General features: G+C 73.2%; 15 protein-coding genes, 5 tRNA genes and 1 pseudogene. 13 read left to right on the forward strand and 8 right to left on the reverse strand.

From position 1 onward, the window contains the following. Positions 1-90: 90 nt before the first annotated feature. On the reverse strand, positions 91-1,353 hold the full coding sequence (locus MQE23_RS35810) for a hypothetical protein (protein ID WP_243383011.1): 1,263 nt from the start codon (positions 1,351-1,353) through the stop codon (positions 91-93). On the opposite strand from MQE23_RS35810, the pseudogene cobT reads away from it, so the two are divergent. From cobT to MQE23_RS35830, 4 genes and pseudogenes are all read left to right on the forward strand, one after another. After that, positions 1,354-4,195, forward strand: a pseudogene (gene cobT, locus MQE23_RS35815) (nicotinate-nucleotide--dimethylbenzimidazole phosphoribosyltransferase). Positions 4,196-4,354: 159 nt separating this feature from the next. Next, positions 4,355-5,596: a uroporphyrinogen-III C-methyltransferase gene (gene cobA, locus MQE23_RS35820; RefSeq protein ID WP_020269478.1), complete on the forward strand. Its 1,242-nt coding sequence runs from the start codon at positions 4,355-4,357 to the stop codon at positions 5,594-5,596. A 63-nt stretch (positions 5,597-5,659) separates the two neighbouring features. Beyond that, entirely contained in the window at positions 5,660-6,478 is an 819-nt protein-coding gene (locus tag MQE23_RS35825) for an RNA methyltransferase (RefSeq protein ID WP_020269477.1), read from the forward strand. Positions 6,479-6,494: 16 nt separating this feature from the next. Beyond that, positions 6,495-6,887: an NUDIX domain-containing protein gene (locus tag MQE23_RS35830; RefSeq protein ID WP_020269476.1), complete on the forward strand. Its 393-nt coding sequence runs from the start codon at positions 6,495-6,497 to the stop codon at positions 6,885-6,887. Positions 6,888-6,957: 70 nt separating this feature from the next. Here MQE23_RS35830 and MQE23_RS35835 read toward each other — a convergent pair whose 3' ends face one another. Next, positions 6,958-8,457: a serine/threonine-protein kinase gene (locus tag MQE23_RS35835; RefSeq protein WP_243381305.1), complete on the reverse strand. Its 1,500-nt coding sequence runs from the start codon at positions 8,455-8,457 to the stop codon at positions 6,958-6,960. Between the two features lie 195 nt (positions 8,458-8,652). Here MQE23_RS35835 and MQE23_RS35840 point away from each other — a divergent pair, with 195 nt between their 5' ends. From MQE23_RS35840 to MQE23_RS35855, 4 genes are all read left to right on the forward strand, one after another. Continuing rightward, positions 8,653-8,892, forward strand: coding sequence for a hypothetical protein (locus MQE23_RS35840; protein ID WP_051185556.1), 240 nt, complete (start codon positions 8,653-8,655; stop codon positions 8,890-8,892). A 234-nt stretch (positions 8,893-9,126) separates the two neighbouring features. After that, positions 9,127-9,333, forward strand: coding sequence for a hypothetical protein (locus tag MQE23_RS35845; protein ID WP_020272470.1), 207 nt, complete (start codon positions 9,127-9,129; stop codon positions 9,331-9,333). Between the two features lie 324 nt (positions 9,334-9,657). After that, a complete protein-coding gene (locus MQE23_RS35850; protein ID WP_243381306.1) occupies positions 9,658-10,599 on the forward strand; it encodes an aminoglycoside phosphotransferase family protein in 942 nt (313 codons plus the stop codon). A gap of 79 nt (positions 10,600-10,678) precedes the next feature. Then, complete coding sequence (locus MQE23_RS35855) at positions 10,679-10,969, forward strand: zf-TFIIB domain-containing protein (RefSeq protein WP_082319853.1); 291 nt, start codon at positions 10,679-10,681, stop codon at positions 10,967-10,969. Between the two features lie 93 nt (positions 10,970-11,062). Here MQE23_RS35855 and MQE23_RS35860 read toward each other — a convergent pair. The 5 genes from MQE23_RS35860 to MQE23_RS35880 form a co-directional block, all read right to left on the reverse strand. Next, positions 11,063-11,134 (reverse strand) — tRNA-Val (locus MQE23_RS35860). A gap of 43 nt (positions 11,135-11,177) precedes the next feature. Beyond that, positions 11,178-11,249 (reverse strand) — tRNA-Val (locus tag MQE23_RS35865). Positions 11,250-11,274: 25 nt separating this feature from the next. Next, positions 11,275-11,346 (reverse strand) — tRNA-Val (locus MQE23_RS35870). A gap of 1 nt (position 11,347) precedes the next feature. Then, positions 11,348-11,421: transfer RNA gene (locus MQE23_RS35875), tRNA-Cys, on the reverse strand. A 35-nt stretch (positions 11,422-11,456) separates the two neighbouring features. After that, positions 11,457-11,529, reverse strand: a tRNA-Gly gene (locus MQE23_RS35880). 176 nt (positions 11,530-11,705) lie between these two features. On the opposite strand from MQE23_RS35880, the gene MQE23_RS35885 reads away from it, so the two are divergent. Genes MQE23_RS35885 through MQE23_RS35895 form a run of 3 tightly spaced genes read left to right on the forward strand, consistent with a single transcriptional unit; the run spans position 11,706 to position 14,446 of the window. Then, positions 11,706-12,749: a chorismate-binding protein gene (locus MQE23_RS35885; RefSeq protein WP_020272474.1), complete on the forward strand. Its 1,044-nt coding sequence runs from the start codon at positions 11,706-11,708 to the stop codon at positions 12,747-12,749. Then, positions 12,746-13,567 carry an aminodeoxychorismate lyase gene (locus MQE23_RS35890; RefSeq protein WP_020272475.1) on the forward strand — a complete coding sequence of 274 codons (822 nt, stop codon included), beginning with the start codon at positions 12,746-12,748 and terminating at the stop codon, positions 13,565-13,567. The genes MQE23_RS35885 and MQE23_RS35890 overlap by 4 nt, the downstream gene beginning before the upstream one ends. A 54-nt stretch (positions 13,568-13,621) precedes the next feature. Next, the gene (locus tag MQE23_RS35895; RefSeq protein ID WP_243381308.1) at positions 13,622-14,446 is read left to right on the forward strand and encodes a GNAT family N-acetyltransferase; all 825 of its coding nucleotides are present in this window, start codon (positions 13,622-13,624) and stop codon (positions 14,444-14,446) included. A gap of 63 nt (positions 14,447-14,509) precedes the next feature. Here the strand turns inward: MQE23_RS35895 and MQE23_RS35900 are convergent, their stop codons facing one another. Further along, complete coding sequence (locus MQE23_RS35900; RefSeq protein WP_020272477.1) at positions 14,510-15,046, reverse strand: DsbA family protein; 537 nt, start codon at positions 15,044-15,046, stop codon at positions 14,510-14,512. 163 nt (positions 15,047-15,209) lie between these two features. On the opposite strand from MQE23_RS35900, the gene MQE23_RS35905 reads away from it, so the two are divergent. After that, positions 15,210-15,647, forward strand: a complete 438-nt coding sequence (locus tag MQE23_RS35905) for a hypothetical protein (protein ID WP_243381310.1) — start codon at positions 15,210-15,212, stop codon at positions 15,645-15,647. 152 nt (positions 15,648-15,799) lie between these two features. Further along, positions 15,800-15,976 (forward strand): hypothetical protein, encoded by a 177-nt coding sequence (locus tag MQE23_RS35910; protein ID WP_020272479.1) that lies wholly within the window; start codon positions 15,800-15,802, stop codon positions 15,974-15,976. Positions 15,977-15,981: the final 5 nt, after the last annotated feature.

Consider the following 15,981-nt stretch of genomic DNA (forward strand, 5'->3'; position numbering starts at 1 on the left):
GGCGGGCCGTTCGTGCCGCTGGGGACGCACGCTCGTTCTTCACTGTGGGGCGGTCGGTGCGCCGTTCCGGGTGAGCTGGTCGTAGGAGCACTAACCGATGGGCGAGGGGTACGCATGACCGACACCGGCCAGGTCCCGGGCGAGGGACTGCCGGAGAGCGCAGGCATGGTGGAACAGCCGGGCGCCCCCGCGCACGGTGCGTACGCCTACCTCTCCGAGGACACCGTCGAGGACGAGGACCTGCTGCTGCCGGGCTCCCATGGCGCCTGGGGCAACGAGGTCACCCCGCCCGCGCCGGAGCCGGTCGTCGAGGCCGTGCACCAGCCGGGCCCGCACGAGCTCTCCGGCCGCGACAGCGGCTCGGTCGACCTCGGCGGCGTCCGCCTGCCCGACCCGCCGCCGATCCCGCCGATCACCCCGCGCCGGCCGCTGCACCTCGGCCCGCCTCTCCCCGACAGCTCCGCCAGCCCGGTGCGCTCGCTCGCCGACCGCGGCCCCGCGGAAGCGCCGGTACGACAGCCCGTGGGGGCGGCGCCCGGCCCCGAGTACCTCGACGGCCCGCGCGCCCCGGAGGCGCCCGCGCCGGCCGCCGCGCCCTGGGGCGCGCAGGTTCCGCCCCAGGCCCCGGTGAGCGCCGGGGCGGCGCCTGCGGAAACGGTTGTTCCGGCAGCGGAGCAGGCCGGCACGGCCCAGGCCGTCGCCACCGGGGTCGCCCCGGAGCCGGTCCCCGCGGCAGCGACGGCCCCGGCCGGTTCCGCGCAGGGCGCCTACGCGGAGCAGCCGGCGCAGGGTGTCTACGCCGAACAGGCCGCGCAGGCTGCGACGGCGCCGGACGAGCCCGCCGGTGCGCCGGTGGCCGCCGACGAGCCGGAGCAGGCCGTTCCCGCCGAGGGTGCGGCCGTTGTGAGTGCGGCCGTCGTGGGTGACCCCGCCGGCGTGGGTGCCGGTACCTCCGGGGACCAGGTGGCCGCGGCCGAGCCCGGGGTTGCTGGTGAGCCCGCTGGTGTGGGCGTTGGCCCGGAGGGTGAGCCGGTGGCCGAGGCGGAGCCGAGCGAATCGCCGGTTCCGGAGGATGCGCCGGGGCCGGTCGTGGACGGTTCCGGCCAGGACGGTGAACCGGCGCTCGCCGATGGTGCTCCCGACGTACCCGGGGGGCCGGGTGCCACCGGAGAATCCGCCGACGGTGGTGAGCAGGCCCCGGAGGCTGCTGCGGAGCAGGGCACGGCATCCGCTCCTGTCCCGGAGGCCGCACCGGTGCCCGAGGCGGTCCCGTTCCCGGAGGCCGCCACGGCGCCCGAGCCTGCTGTCGTAGTTCCGCCCGAGGCGGATGCAGGGCAGGCCGTCGCCGCCCAAATGCCGGACCCTGTGGGGCCCGACGCTGCGGCACAGGCACAGGCACAGGCAGCGGGGGCCACTCCCGAGGCTGCCGCACCGGGCGTGCCCGCGACCGAGTCCGTCGTGCAGGAGCCGGAGGCCGGTGACGACGAGGCCGCGGCACAAGCTGCTGAGCCGATTGCCCAGACCCCCGAGGCAACTGACGCCGATGCGGCCGCGCAGGAACCCGAGATGACGGCGCCGCAGACCGCCGCTGCCGCCCCCGAAGAGCCCAGCCCGGCCCCCGAAGCGCCCACGCCGGCGCCGGAAGCACCCGCCCCTGCCACCCCCGCCCCGACCCCCGAGGCGGTCGTCCCGGAAGCCGGCGCTCCGGCTGCCGAGGCCCCCGCGCCCGCCGGCGCACCCGCCCCCGAGGCGCCCGTCGAGGCACCGGAGGCCACCGCACCGACTCAGCCCCCTGCCGCAACCGTGCCTCCTCAGGCCACCGAGACGGCCACGCCCGACTCCGGAGCAGAGATCCCCGCACCTGCCCAGGCGGCCCCCGGCGAGGCGGCGGTACCGGCTCAGGCCCCCGAAACACCCGCACCCGACCCCACAGCCGAGGCGGCGCCGCCGGTATCCGAGCCGGCGGCCACCACCTCTGAGCCGGCAGCCGCCGCACCCGAGCCGGTGGCCGCCACCTCCGAGCCGGTGGCCGCCACCTCCGAGCCGGTAGCCGCCGCCTCCGACTCGGCAGCCACCGCACCCGAGCCGGCAGCCGTCACACCCGAACCCGCCGAAGCCACCCCGGCCCCCGCGGCACCGGAAGCCCCCGAACCCCCAGCCCCCGGAGACCCCCCCGGCATCCGCCGAGGACGTCACCGTCGTACTCCCCGGCCCGGCCCCGGACGAGCAGGCCGGACAGCATGTCCAGGGCCCGCAGCAGTCCCAGGGCGTCGTCCCCCAGCCGGCCCAGCCCGAGGCGGAACCCGTGGTCATCGTCCCCGCACCCCGCGAAGGCGACGCCGAACTCGCACAGAACGCCGACGACCTCGACACCCGGGGCGCCGAACAGGAAGACCTGGCGGATCAGGAACGCCACGAAGCAGAGAGCGCGGCAGCAGTGGCAGAAGCACGACAGTCCACCGGTCCCGCCGCCCCCGGCTACGACCCCGCCGAGCGCGAGGCCGTGCTGAAGGTCATGCGCGAACGCCGCGACATCCGCAACGGCTTCCGCAGTGACCCCATCCCGCACGAGGTGCTGCTCCGCGTCCTGGAGGCCGCCCACCACGCGCCCTCCGTCGGTCACTCGCAGCCCTGGGACTTCGTCGTCATCCGCTCCGCCGACACCCGGCGCGCGATGCACGAACTGGCCATGCGCCAGCGCGACGCGTACGCGAAGTCCCTCCCCAAGGGCCGGGCCAAGCAGTTCAAGGAACTGAAGATCGAGGCCATCCTCGACACCCCGGTGAACATCGTCGTCACCGCAGACCCGACCCGTGGCGGCCGCCACACCCTCGGCCGTCACACCCAGCCCCAGATGGCCCCGTACTCGGCCGCCCTGGCCGTGGAGAACCTCTGGCTCGCCGCCCGCGCCGAAGGCCTCGGCGTCGGCTGGGTCAGCTTCTTCGACGAGCGCGAGATGGTCCGCGCCCTCGGCCTGCCAGAGCACCTCGAGGTCATCGCCTACCTGTGCGTCGGTTACGTCGACGAGTTCCCGGACGAACCCGAGCTGTTGCAAGCGGGCTGGTCCAAGCGCCGCCCGCTGTCCTGGGTCGTGCACGAGGAGACGTACGGCCGCCGCGCCCTGCCCGGAGAGGAACCGCACGACCTGCTCGCCGAGACCGTCGCGCAGATCCGCCCGCTCGACGCCAAGGCGCTCGGCGAGGCGTGGGAGCGCCAGAAGCGTATGACCAAGCCGGCCGGTGCGCTGGGCATGCTGGAGATCATCTCCGCGCAGCTGTCCGGCCTGTCCCGCCAGTGCCCGCCGCCCATCCCGGAGCCCGCGGCCGTGGCGATCTTCGCCGGTGACCACGGCGTGCACGCGCAGGGGGTCACCCCCTGGCCGCAGGAGGTCACGGCCCAGATGGTGGCCAACTTCCTCGGCGGCGGCGCCGTCTGCAACGCCTTCGCGACCCAGGTGGGCGCCGAGGTCTGCATCGTCGACGTGGGTGTCGCCGCCGACCTCCCGGCCACGCCGGGCCTGCTGCCCCGCAAGGTCCGGGCCGGCACGTCCGACATGACCACCGGCCCCGCGATGACCCGCGAGGAGGCCAGGCAGGCCATCGAGGTCGGCATCGAAACCGCCCGCGACCTGGTCGCCGCCGGCAACAAGGCCCTGCTCACCGGTGAGATGGGCATCGCGAACACGACCGCCTCCGCGGCCCTGATCTCCGTCTTCACGGGTGTGGACCCGGCCGAGGTGACGGGCCGGGGGACCGGTATCAACGACGAGACCCTCGCCCGCAAGACCGAGGTCGTCCGCCGCGCCCTCGAACTCCACCAGCCGGATCCGGCCGACCCGATCGGCGTGCTCGCCGCGATCGGCGGCTTCGAACACGCCGCCATCGTCGGCCTCCTCCTCGGCGGCGCGTCCCTGCGCACGCCGGTGATCCTGGACGGCGTCAGCGCCGGAGCCGCCGCCCTGGTGGCCCGCGCCATCGCCCCGGAGGTCCTGGCGGCGTGCATCGCCGGCCACCGCAGCGCCGAGCCCGGCCACGTGGCCGCCCTGAACAAGCTCGGCCTGCGCCCCCTGGTCGACCTCGACCTCCGCCTCGGCGAGGGCACGGGCGCCCTCCTGGCTCTCCCCCTGGTCCAGAGCACGGCCAGAGCGATGCACGAGGTGGCGACGTTCGATTCGGCGGGAGTGACGGAGAAGTAAGGCTCCTGAGGTGCACGTGGGTCCGTGGGCACGGACCCACGCACCCGCACCCGGTGGCGACGCCCAGCCACCGGACACCTGTGCCACCCCGAACACCCGCGCCGTAAAATCCGCACGTCAGGGCTACCGAACCACCGCCGCAACAGGAGCCGCACCCTCATGGCCGAACACCCCGCCTACCCCGTAGGCCTCCGCCTCACCGGCCGTCGCGTGGTCGTCCTCGGCGGCGGCCAGGTCGCCCAGCGCCGCCTCCCGGCCCTGATCGCGGCGGGCGCGGACATCATCCTCGTGTCCCCCGAGGTCACCCCCTCCGTACAGGCCATGGCGGACGCCGGCGAGATCACCTGGCACCAGCGTCCCTACGAGGAGGGCGACCTCGCCGACGCCTGGTACGCCCTCATCGCCACCGGCGACACGGAAGCGAACACCAGGGCCTCCGCCGAGGCGGAACGCAACCGCGTCTGGTGCGTCCGCTCCGACGACGCCGACGAGGCGACGGCCTGGACCCCCGCCACCGGCCACAGTGAGGGCGTCACGGTCGCCGTACTGACCACGGACGCCCGCGGCCGAGACCCCCGCCACACCGCCGCCATCCGCGACGCCGTCGTCGAGGGCCTGCGCGACGGCACGCTCGTCGCCCCGCACCACCGCACCCGCACACCCGGAGTCGCCCTGGTCGGCGGCGGCCCCGGCGACCCGGACCTGATCACCGTGCGCGGCCGTCGTCTGCTCGCCGAGGCGGACGTCGTCATCGCGGACCGCCTCGGCCCGCGCGATCTCCTCGCCGAGCTCCCGCCCCACGTCGAGGTGATCGACGCGGCGAAGATCCCTTACGGTCGCTTCATGGCGCAGGAGGCCATCAACAACGCGCTGATCGAGCACGCGAAGCAGGGCAAGTCGGTGGTCCGCCTGAAGGGTGGCGACCCGTACGTCTTCGGCCGCGGCATGGAGGAACTCCAGGCCCTCGCCGAGGTCGGTATCCCCTGCACGGTCGTCCCCGGGATCTCCAGCTCGATCTCGGTCCCGAGCGCGGCCGGTATCCCGGTCACCCACCGCGGCGTCGCCCACGAGTTCACCGTGGTCAGCGGCCATGTCGCGCCGGATGACGAGCGCTCCCTGGTCGACTGGCCGGCCCTGGCCAGGCTGACCGGCACGCTGGTGATCCTCATGGGCGTCGACAAGATCGGAAAGATCGCGGAGGCGCTCGTCGCGCACGGAAAGCCGGCCGACACCCCCGTCGCCCTCGTCCAGGAGGGCACGACGGCGGCTCAGCGCCGAGTCGACGCCACTCTTGCGACGGTCGCGGAGACGGTCCGCACCGAGGACGTGAAGCCCCCGGCGGTCATCGTCATCGGCGAGGTCGTGAAGGTCGGCCCGACAGCCACCGCGCCCCGCGAGTAACCCCGGGTAACCCAACCCGCCCAAGCCGTTGGCACCGCACCCAGGACAAGGCAGTATCACCCTGTGGCCGATCTCATCACCGTCGAGGATCCCGACGACCCGCGCCTGCACGACTACACCGGCCTGACCGACGTGGATCTGCGCCGCAAGCGCGAACCCGCCGAGGGCCTCTTCATCGCGGAGGGCGAGAAGGTCATCAGAAGGGCCAAGGAAGCGGGCTACGAGATGCGGTCCATGCTGCTCTCGGCCAAGTGGGTCGACGTCATGCGCGACGTCATCGACGAACTCCCCGCCCCGGTCTACGCGGTCAGCCCTGAACTCGCCGAGCAGGTCACCGGCTACCACGTGCACCGGGGCGCGCTCGCCTCGATGCAGCGCAAGCCCCTGCCCACGGCGGCCGACCTCCTCCAGACCGCCCGCCGCGTCGTGATCATGGAGTCGGTCAACGACCACACCAACATCGGCGCGATCTTCCGCTCCGCCGCCGCTCTGGGCATGGACGCGGTCCTGCTCTCCCCGGACTGCGCCGACCCCCTGTACCGCCGCAGCGTGAAGGTCTCCATGGGCGCGGTCTTCTCCGTGCCGTACGCCCGTCTGGACACCTGGCCCAAGGGCCTGGAGTCGGTCCGCGAGGCCGGCTTCACGCTGCTCGCCCTCACCCCCGACGAGAAGGCCCGGCCCCTCGACGAGGCTGCCCCGCACACCATGGACCGCGTGGCCCTGATGCTCGGCGCCGAGGGCGACGGCCTCTCCACCCAGGCCCTGGTCGCCGCCGACGAGTGGGTCCGCATCCCCATGTCCCACGGCGTCGACTCCCTCAACGTGGGCGCGGCGGCGGCCGTGGCCTTCTACGCCGTGGCCACCGGCCGCCCGCAGTCCTGAGTCCTGGGGGCCGTACGTGGAACAGCGCCAGGCGATCGTCGCCGTACTGCGGCGCGGGGACCGCGTCCTGGCGATCCGGCGGGGCCCGGCGGTCGCCCGTCCCGGCTACTGGCAGCCGCTGAGCGGCAAGCTCGAACCGGGCGAGACCCAGGATCAGGCGGTCGTCCGGGAGGTCCGCGAGGAGGTCGGTCTCACCGTCGTGCCGCTGGCGAAGGTGTGGGAGTCGGAGACCGACGACCACCGCTTCCGCCTCCACTGGTGGACCGCCCGCGCCGACACGGGGGAGGTCGTCCCCGACCCCGGCGAGGTCGCCGAGACCCGCTGGGTCACGCCGCAGGAGTTCCTTGCCCTGGATCCGGTCTTCGACGGCGACCGCGAGTTCTTCGAGCGGATCCTGCCGGGGCTGTGACGACGGGCCTGAGGCAGCGAAGCCCTATGGTTCGCAGTTCCTGCGCTCCGAAGGCTTACGGTTCGAAGCCTTACGGTTCGAAGCCCTGCGGTCCGTAGCCCTGCTGGACGTGCCCCTGCCGGAGACCGCCCCCGTCGCCGCCGAGTCCGCGCGCCGAGCCCTGGCAGCCCTGCACCAGGGCGATGCCGACCGCCACCAGCAGCGTGACCACGACGAACACGAACAGCCGCTGCCGCAGCAGCCTGGGGTTGGCGGGCCGCAGCCCGGTCCCCGTGTTCCTGGGTCCCGGACGCCCGGTGCCGCTGTGCGGGGCGGGGCGGTTGCCGCTGTCCGACCGGGTCCCGTTGCGCCCGGTGGGCGTCGGCCGCGCTCCGGACCGCGACGGGGTTCCGCCGCGCGAGGCACCTGAGCCGCGCATCGGAGTCCGGCCGCGGTTCCCGCCGCCCGTCGGCCGGTTTCCGCCACTCGCCGCCCGGGCTCCGCCCCGCGCACCGGTTCCGCCCCGCGCACCGGTTCCGCCCCGCGCGCCGGCTCCGCTCTGGGAAGCCGGACCGTCCGGCGGCGGACCGCCGTCCCCCGGCCCGGAGGAGCGCCGCGCCGGGGGAGTCCCCCGGCCCCGCTGCGCCCCGGACGCCCCCGCACCCTGCTGCCCCTGCGGACGCCGGCCGCGCTCGGGATAGGTGTCGGTGGGCCGGTCGGTCTCGGCACTGCGCGGCGCGGGCGGCCGGACGCCGGCGAGGTCCTGCGCCTCGCGGGCCGCGATCTCCTTGAGCCGCATGGACAGTTGGAGCGTGCTGGGCCGCTCCTCGGGGTCCTTCGCCAGGCACGCCCGGACGAGCGGAGCCAATGCGTCGGGTACGCCGTGCAGCTGCGGTTCCTCGTGCACGACGCGGTACAGCATCACCTCGGAACTGCCGTGCCCGAAGGGCGAGTCGCCCATCGAGGCGTACGCGAGCGTGGCACCGAGCGAGAACACGTCCGTGGCCGGTGTGACGGCGACCCCGCGCACCTGCTCCGGTGCGAGGAAGCCCGGCGAGCCGACCGCCGTACCGACGTGGGTGAGCGTCGAGGCGCCGGTGGCCCAGGCGATGCCGAAGTCGATGATCCGCGGCCCCTTCGGGGACAGCAGGATGTTGGACGGTTTCAGGTCCCGGTGCACGACCCCGGCCTCGTGCACGGCGACCAGGCCCTCCGACAGGGCGGCACCGACCGCGGCGACGTCGGCCGCGCCGAGCGGCCCCTCGGCGGCGACCTTGTCGTGCAGGGAGGGGCCGGGTACGTACTGCGTGGCGAACCAGGGCCGGTCCGCGTCGAGGTCGGCTGCCACGAGCCGTGCCGTGCACCCGCCGCGGATCCGCCGCGCCGCCGAGACCTCCCGGGCGAACCGCGAGCGGAACTCCTGGTCCTCGGCCAGGTCAGGCCGGATGACCTTGAGCGCGACCCGCTGCCCCTTCTTGTCGGAGCCCAGGTAGACCACGCCCATCCCGCCCGCGCCGAGCCGTCTGTGAAGCCTGAACGAGCCGACGACGCGCGGGTCCTCGCGCCTCAGGCGCATCATCGCCATGTTCATCCCCGCTGCCCGGTCCTGTGACGAGCCACAGCTTACGTTTCCACGGCCGCCCGCGCGCAGAGGCCGCGCCCTCTCGGGGCGGCGGATTGTCAGTGGTGGGTGGGAGACTTGAAGGGTGGTCAGGGGGCGTGCGGACAGGCCGTGTTCGCGCGGGGGATGACCCCAACCGCCTGGCACGGAAGGGGGATTGAACCCGTGAAGGGTGACCGTGTGGAGATAGTCGTGGACGCCGGCGACACGACGCGCACGTACGAGGTGGTGGCGAGCAGGGCGGGCCGCAGGGTGGAGACGGCGGTACGCCGAGGTGTCGTGGAAGTGAGCGAAGTCACCAGGAGCGGAACTGTCGTGCGTACGGCCCGCTTCATGGCGAACCGGGTGCTGGCACTGGTCGAACAGCCGATTCCGAGGGAGGACAGCTCGGACAAAGCGGGGTGAGCCGGGCGCCCCTTCGGGGAAGACCCTGAGACCTAGGGCTTCGTCTCCACCCAGGGGAGTACACCGCAGGTGACGGCTCATCCTCCGGGAGGCCCGGCAATCGGTACGAGGGCATGACGCCCGGGACGGGCCGGACTCCTAGATTTGAGGTCAAGCGGCGGGTGCAGCACTCGTCCCCCGAGGTCAGACACCCGCCGCTGCCAACGACAACTGAGAACGGTCAGGAGAGGGACCATGGCCCACACGGCACCGCGGACGCTGATCCGCGAGGAGGGACGCAAGGTGTACGCCGCCGCGTTCCGCCGCCGCCAGGGCCGTCGCCACCCCGTGGTGGCGACGCTGATGGCCCTTCCCCTGGCGGCCCTGCTCCTCCTCGTCTTCGACGGGTGGGAGACGGTGGCCACACAGGCGTCGTCCGTGGGAGAGATGCTGGGGCGCTGAGCGGCGACCCCAGGCCCGGAAGAGCGGTCCGGGCGGGGACATCCCACCCATGAAACCCCGTGGGGACGGGGGTGCGGCGGACGGCACAAATGCCGGCGCAGCTGGGGAGCTGCGCCGGCATTACCTTTTGCGCGCGCCTGCGCCTGCGTACTAGGTGCAGGTCCGCTGAGCTGCGGGCAGTCGTGCCGCCGGGGCGGCACGGGTGGGCGCAGCGGTGCCCCGTTCCGCCGGGCTGCGGACCCACCCCGCCCCGGCACCGACGCCGAGCACTTGAAGCCGACAGCGCCTTACCGCCCGGCCTCACCTGCGCGTACTCTCGCCCCGGTGAAGCCCGCCCCCGCCCTGCTCGTACAGCAGCTCACCGCCAAGGCCCGAGCCACCGCTCACGCACGCTCCTCGGCCTGCCCCTGCGGCGCGGCCACCCTCGCGGACCACCCCGACGGCATCGTCGTACGGCACGCGGACACCGTCGCGAAGGCCCACCCCGAGGACACCGACCCCACAGAACTGACCACCCGTCTCACCCTCGCCACCCACCACCCCGGCATCCTCCTGCCCCCACTCGCCCCGGCCCCGGCCGACCTGCACGGCCGCCTCGTGACGTTCTGGCCGTACGGAACCCCGGTCGACCCGGACACCCCCGACGCCGCCCCCTGGGAAGCCGCCGCCATCCTCCTCGCCCGACTGCACCGCACCCCGGCCCCGCCGGAGACGCCCGCCATGCGAGGCCCCGCCAAGGCGGCCCACGCCATCGCCCGGCTCCGGGACACCGGCCCGCACCCCGCCGCACCCCCCGTCCTGCGCGCCTGGGACACCCTCCCCGCCTGGGCCCGCGCCGAGGCACCGATGCCGCACACCGGCACGTTGTGCCACGGCGACCTCCACCTCGGCCAGCTCGTACGCCACCCCGCCCCCGAAGGCCCCTGGCTGCTGATCGACGTGGACGACCTCGGCGTCGGCGTCCCGGCCTGGGACCTCGCCCGCCCTGCCGCCTGGTACGCCTGCGGGCTGCTCCCGCCCGGCGAATGGGCCCGGTTCCTCGCCGCCTACCGTGCCGCGGGCGGCCCCGCCGTCCCCGTCGACGGCGATCCCTGGCCCGCCCTGGACGTCCCCGCCCGCGCCCTCACCGTGCAGACCGCGGCCCGGTCCGTCGCCAAGGCGGTCGCGGCCGGTCGTGCCCTGGACGAGGTGGAGCAGTCGGTCGTGGACGCCTGTGACCGAATGGCCACCGTCCCGCCGCAGTTGGCGCAGGAGCACGCGAAGTAGGGTGCAACCGACCACAGCCGGACAGAGTCTGTCCTGGCGACACGGTAAGCAGGACCGACCGGCGAGGAGTTGAATCACCATGCAGTGTCCGAAGTGCCATGCGCCGATGCACACCTACAACCGCAACGGTGTCCAGATCGAGCAGTGCAGCGGCTGCCGCGGGATCTTTCTGGACTACGGCGAGCTGGAGTCGCTGACGCGCCTGGAGGCCCAGTGGTCCCAGTCCGCCCCGCCGCCCCCGCCTGCCCCGCAGGCCTACCCCGCCCCACCGGCCCCCGCCTGGGGCGCCCCGCACGGCGGCCACGGACACCATGGCCACCACGGTCACCACCGGCAGAAGAGCTTCGGGCGCATGCTGTTCTCGTCCTGACGCGAGCATCGCGGCACGGCGATCGCGACGATGGAGATCGCAATACGACGAAGCCCCCGGCCGATTCGTACGGCCGGGGGCTCCGGTGTGGTGTGGACGATACTGGGATTGAACCAGTGACCTCTTCCGTGTCAGGGAAGCGCTCTCCCGCTGAGCTAATCGTCCTCGGGACCATGACCACTCGGTGCAGCGGATCATGGGCACTGCGTGCGCGATACTGGGATTGAACCAGTGACCTCTTCCGTGTCAGGGAAGCGCTCTCCCGCTGAGCTAATCGCGCGGGTCGGATCTTCGAGCAGATCCAGTGGACGATACTGGGATTGAACCAGTGACCTCTTCCGTGTCAGGGAAGCGCTCTCCCGCTGAGCTAATCGTCCTTGGAGGTGGAGACGGGATTTGAACCCGTGTAGACGGCTTTGCAGGCCGTTGCCTCGCCTCTCGGCCACTCCACCAGGAGCGTGGGGGCCCGAAAGCCCCCTGTTCCTCGAGCGGACGACGAGGTTCGAACTCGCGACCTCAACCTTGGCAAGGTTGCGCTCTACCAACTGAGCTACGTCCGCTTGTCGTTTCGATCCGCTCTCGCGGCCCGGCGACGAGTTGAACTCTAGCGGATTCCGGGGCCAGCACAAAAACGCGTTTGTGCAGCGTGCTGCGCTTCCCCTGCTCAGGGCGGTCACAGGGCCTCGCGAAGGGACATCCGCCGGTCACCGCAGGACGCCCCCATAGACTCGACTGCGTGCTCGACCTCCCGCCCCTCGCCCGTTTCGGTGACCGTGTCGCCACCGGGCTCCTCGATGTCACCGACGATCCCGAAGCCCTGGAGTCCAGCGGCTTCTGGGCCGTCTGCGCCGACTTCGAGGGCCGTCTGACCTGCGCACGCTTCCGGGACGTGAGGCACGCGGCCGTGCCCGCCCCGGTGCCTGGCGCATGGCGGGGACCGGCAGCATGTGACTGGACGTCGTCGCTCGACCGCGCCGCGTACACGGCGGCGGTGCGGCGGATCCGCGAGCACATCGCGGCCGGCGAGGTCTACCAGGCGAACCTGTGCCGGGTGCTGTCCGCGCCCGTCGCGCCCGTCGCCGACGTGGACGCCCTCACCGCGCTGCTGGCCCGAGGCAACCCGGCACCGTATGCAGGAACGATCCGCCTGCCCGGTCACGGTGTGGAGATCGCCACCGCGTCCCCCGAGCTGTTCCTGCGGCGCGAGGGACGCGTCGTCTCCTCGGGGCCGATCAAGGGCACCGGCCGTACCGAGGCGGACCTGCTGGAGAAGGACTACGCCGAGAACGTGATGATCGTGGACCTGGTCCGCAACGACATCGGGCGGGTCTGCGCCACCGGCAGCGTGACGGTGCCCGAACTGTGTGCCGTCGAGAAACACCCGGGGCTGGTCCATCTCGTCTCGACGGTCCGCGGTGAGCTGGGGGAGGGGGCCGGCTGGGCCGAGCTGCTCGCCGCCGCCTTCCCGCCCGGCTCGGTCACCGGCGCGCCCAAGTCGAGCGCGCTGCGGATCATCGACGCACTGGAGACGGCGCCGAGAGGGCCGTACTGCGGAGGGATCGGATGGGTCGACGCCGACCGGCAGACCGGTGAGCTGGCCGTCGGCATCCGTACCTTCTGGATCGACCGGACCCACGGCATGCTGCGCTTCGGCACCGGCGCCGGCATCACCTGGGGCTCGGATCCCGAGGGGGAGTGGCGGGAGACCGAGCTGAAGGCGGCCCGGCTGCTCGCGATAGCGTCGGGAGCGTATGAGGTGAGTGGAGAGGACCTGACGTGAAGATCTGGCTCGACGGCGGCTTGCAGGACATCGAGTCCGCCCGCGTCTCCGTCTTCGACCACGGGCTGACCGTGGGCGACGGCATCTTCGAGACGGTGAAGGCCGTGGACGGCCGGCCGTTCGCGCTCACGCGGCACCTGGACCGGCTGACCCGGTCGGCGCGCGGCCTCGGACTGCCCGACCCGGACCACGACGAGGTGCGCCGCGCCTGTGCCGCCGTCCTGGAGGCCAACCCCATGCCGCTCGGCCGCCTGCGCATCACCTGCACCGGTGGCCACGGCCCGCTCGGCTCCGACCGTGGCGAGCACGGCCCGACCCTCGTCGTCGCCCTCGGAGAGACGACCCGCCGCGCCGACTCCACCGCCGTGATCACGGTCCCCTGGACGCGCAACGAGCGCGGCGCACTCACCGGCCTGAAGACCACCTCGTACGCCGAGAACGTCGTCGCCCTCGCCCGCGCCCGCGAACAGGGCGCCTCCGAGGCCCTGTTCGGCAACACGGTGGGACGGCTCTGCGAGGGCACGGGGTCCAACGTCTTCGTCGTCCTCGACGGCGAGATCCACACTCCGCCCCTCGCCTCGGGCTGCCTCGCGGGCATCACGCGCGCGCTGGCGATCGAATGGACCGGCGCCAGGGAGACCGACCTGCCGCTGGACGTGCTGGAGCGGGCCGACGAGGTCTTCTTGACGTCCACCCTGCGGGACGTGCAGGCCGTGCACCGGGTCGACGACCGTGAGCTGCCCGGCGCGCCCGGCCCGGTGACCGCCAAGGCCATGCGGATCTTCGAAGAGCGCTCCGGGGACGACCTCGACCCCTGACAGGTCCCGCATATTCGGCTGACCAGGGCCGTGGTTGCGGGTAGAACACCCCTGATGACCACGACCCTGCGGCCGACCGAGCCGCTTCAGCAGAACGCCGACGGGACGCGCTCACGCCGCTACCAGGTGTGCGTGAACAGCCGTCCCGTAGGGGCGATACACCTCGGCACGCATCCCGTGTTCGGCGACGCCGTGGCCCGGATCATGAAGCTGCGCATCGAGGAACCGGACCGCAGGCGCGGCCGGGGCACGGTGGCCGCGCTGGCCGCCGAGGAGGTGGCGCGCGGCTGGGGGTGCCGCCGTATCGAGGCGACCGTGCCCGCCGGCTCCGAGGCGGCGTTCCGGCTCGCCACCGCCCTCGGCTACGTCGTCCGCAACCGCGGTATGGAGAAGCCGCTCGGCGACACCCCACCGGAGCTGCCGGAGGGCAGCCGCGCCCGGCCCATGACCGAGGCGGAGTTCGGCCCCTGGCTGGAGAAGGGCAAGCAGGACTACGCGCAGAGCTGGATCGAGCGGGGCGTCCCGGAGGCCGAGGCCCGCGCCAAGTCGGAGCGGGACCACGCCACCCTGCTGCCCGACGGCCTCGCCACCTCCGGCACGCTCATCAGCGTCCTGGAACACGGGGGGACGGCGGTGGGCGTGCTGTGGCTCGCGCTGCGCGCGGACAGCTCCTTCGTCTTCGACGTCGAGACCCACGCCGCCCACCGCGGCAAGGGACACGGCCGCACCCTCATGCTGCTGGCCGAGGCCCAGACGGTCGTCGAGGGCAGGCGCACCATCGGCCTCAACGTCTTCGCAGGCAACACCCCGGCCGAACGGCTCTACGCGTCGCTCGGCTACGAGACGAACCTGTACGCGATGTACAAGCCGCTGTTCTAGCCTCAGCGGTCCTGCGGCCCAGCGGGGGGGCCAGGAACCGGGCCGAGGGCCGGGGCCGTCGGATCAGCCCTCCTGCTCCTGCTCCGGCCCGGCCAGCAGCCGGTCCGTGATCTGCTCGATCCGCTCGCGCAGCCCCTCCTGGCTCTTGCCACCGTCGAGCCGCTCACCGCCGATGACGTACGTCGGGGTGCCGGTCACGCCGATCGCCTTGCCCTCGGCCTGGTCGGCGTCCACGATCAGGATGTGCCGGCCGTCGACCAGGGCCGTGTCGAACTCCTCCGCGTCCAGGTCCAGTTCGCGTGCCACCTCGACCAGGAAGGGTTCTCCCTTACGGCCCAGTTCCTCGACCCGCCCCAGGAGCGCCTCGGCGTACTCCCATCCCCGGCCCTGCTCCCACGCCTCCTCCGCGGCCTGGGCGGCGGCGAAAGCGTGCTTGTTCTTCTCCAGGGGGAAGTGCCGCAGCCGCAGCTCCAGACGGTTGCCGTAGCGGGCGCGCAGGGCACGGAGGTCGTCCAGCGCGGTGCGGCAGTCCGGGCACTGGAGGTCGCACCAGACCTCGAGGACGGGGGTGGCGGCAGGGGCAGGGGAGGAGTCGCTCATACCGACAGTCTCCCAGGCCGTACACCCGCACCGGCACTTGTGGAGGAGGCGACCCGGAGATCTCCCTGATGTCGGGCCGGGGCATGGCCGCCCGGGGTAGGGCGGGTGCAGGATGGAAGGGACGAAGTGCCCCTGCCCGACCGCGCCACGCCTGGAGGACCGGATGATTGCCGAGACCGTCTGCTCCGCCGTGTCCGCGGCAGGCCTGGGCATCGCAGCCGTCACGGCGTACCGCAAGCGTTTCCTCGCGGCGACCCGTATCGCGGCGTACTCGCTGGTGCCGATCGGCCTGGTGATGACGGGCGTCGTCGAGTGGCTGGCCGACACCGCGCTGAGCCTGACCGCCTGGGCGGGCTTCGGGGTGCTCGCTGTCGCGTGGGTGCTGTTCATGACCACGCGTGTCGTGGAGCGCCGCCGCGGTGGCACCCGCAAAGAGCGCAAGGCGGCCCGCGCGGCCGCCGGGCCGGAGGCGGTGGCTCCGGCGGCCTCGGCGCCCTCCCTGGGCCAGGGGGCCCGCCCGGCCACCCGGCCCGCCGCGCCGACACGGGGCGACGACGACTTCAGCGACATCGAGGCCATCCTCAAGAAGCACGGCATATGACGGCCGCGCGCCGGTCGAATCGTCACAGTGAGTCGCCGGGCGCGCGGAAGTGATCACAACCTGAACCGGACCTCGCGGAATCGGCGCACACCCGCACGGAACGAGGCCGCTGATCGCGTCCGGCCGGGCGACTGCGTCATCATCGCCGCGAGATGCTGGACACGACGGAACAGAGCGACCCCGCGCCGCCGCAGGACGAGCCACGTCCCCGGCAGGACGAGCCACGTGGTTGCCTCTTCGCCCTATCCCAGCCACCGCTCATGATCTTCCTTGCGGTGATCGGGAGTCTGCTGCTCATGGCCTCGTTGCACGATCTGCTGTTGCTGTGAGCCGT

The sequence above is a fragment of the Streptomyces sp. HP-A2021 genome (assembly GCF_022807935.1).
Lineage (GTDB): Bacteria > Actinomycetota > Actinomycetes > Streptomycetales > Streptomycetaceae > Streptomyces > Streptomyces afghaniensis.

Coding starts and splice junctions, on each gene's coding strand:
- cobA (WP_020269478.1), top strand. CDS start 4,355: ATGGCCGAACACCCCGCCTACCCCGTAGGCCTCCGCCTCACCGGCCGT.
- MQE23_RS35835 (WP_243381305.1), bottom strand. CDS start 8,457: ATGAACATGGCGATGATGCGCCTGAGGCGCGAGGACCCGCGCGTCGTC.
- MQE23_RS35845 (WP_020272470.1), top strand. CDS start 9,127: ATGGCCCACACGGCACCGCGGACGCTGATCCGCGAGGAGGGACGCAAG.
- MQE23_RS35855 (WP_082319853.1), top strand. CDS start 10,679: ATGCAGTGTCCGAAGTGCCATGCGCCGATGCACACCTACAACCGCAAC.
- MQE23_RS35895 (WP_243381308.1), top strand. CDS start 13,622: ATGACCACGACCCTGCGGCCGACCGAGCCGCTTCAGCAGAACGCCGAC.
- MQE23_RS35900 (WP_020272477.1), bottom strand. CDS start 15,046: ATGAGCGACTCCTCCCCTGCCCCTGCCGCCACCCCCGTCCTCGAGGTC.
- MQE23_RS35905 (WP_243381310.1), top strand. CDS start 15,210: ATGATTGCCGAGACCGTCTGCTCCGCCGTGTCCGCGGCAGGCCTGGGC.
- MQE23_RS35910 (WP_020272479.1), top strand. CDS start 15,800: ATGCTGGACACGACGGAACAGAGCGACCCCGCGCCGCCGCAGGACGAG.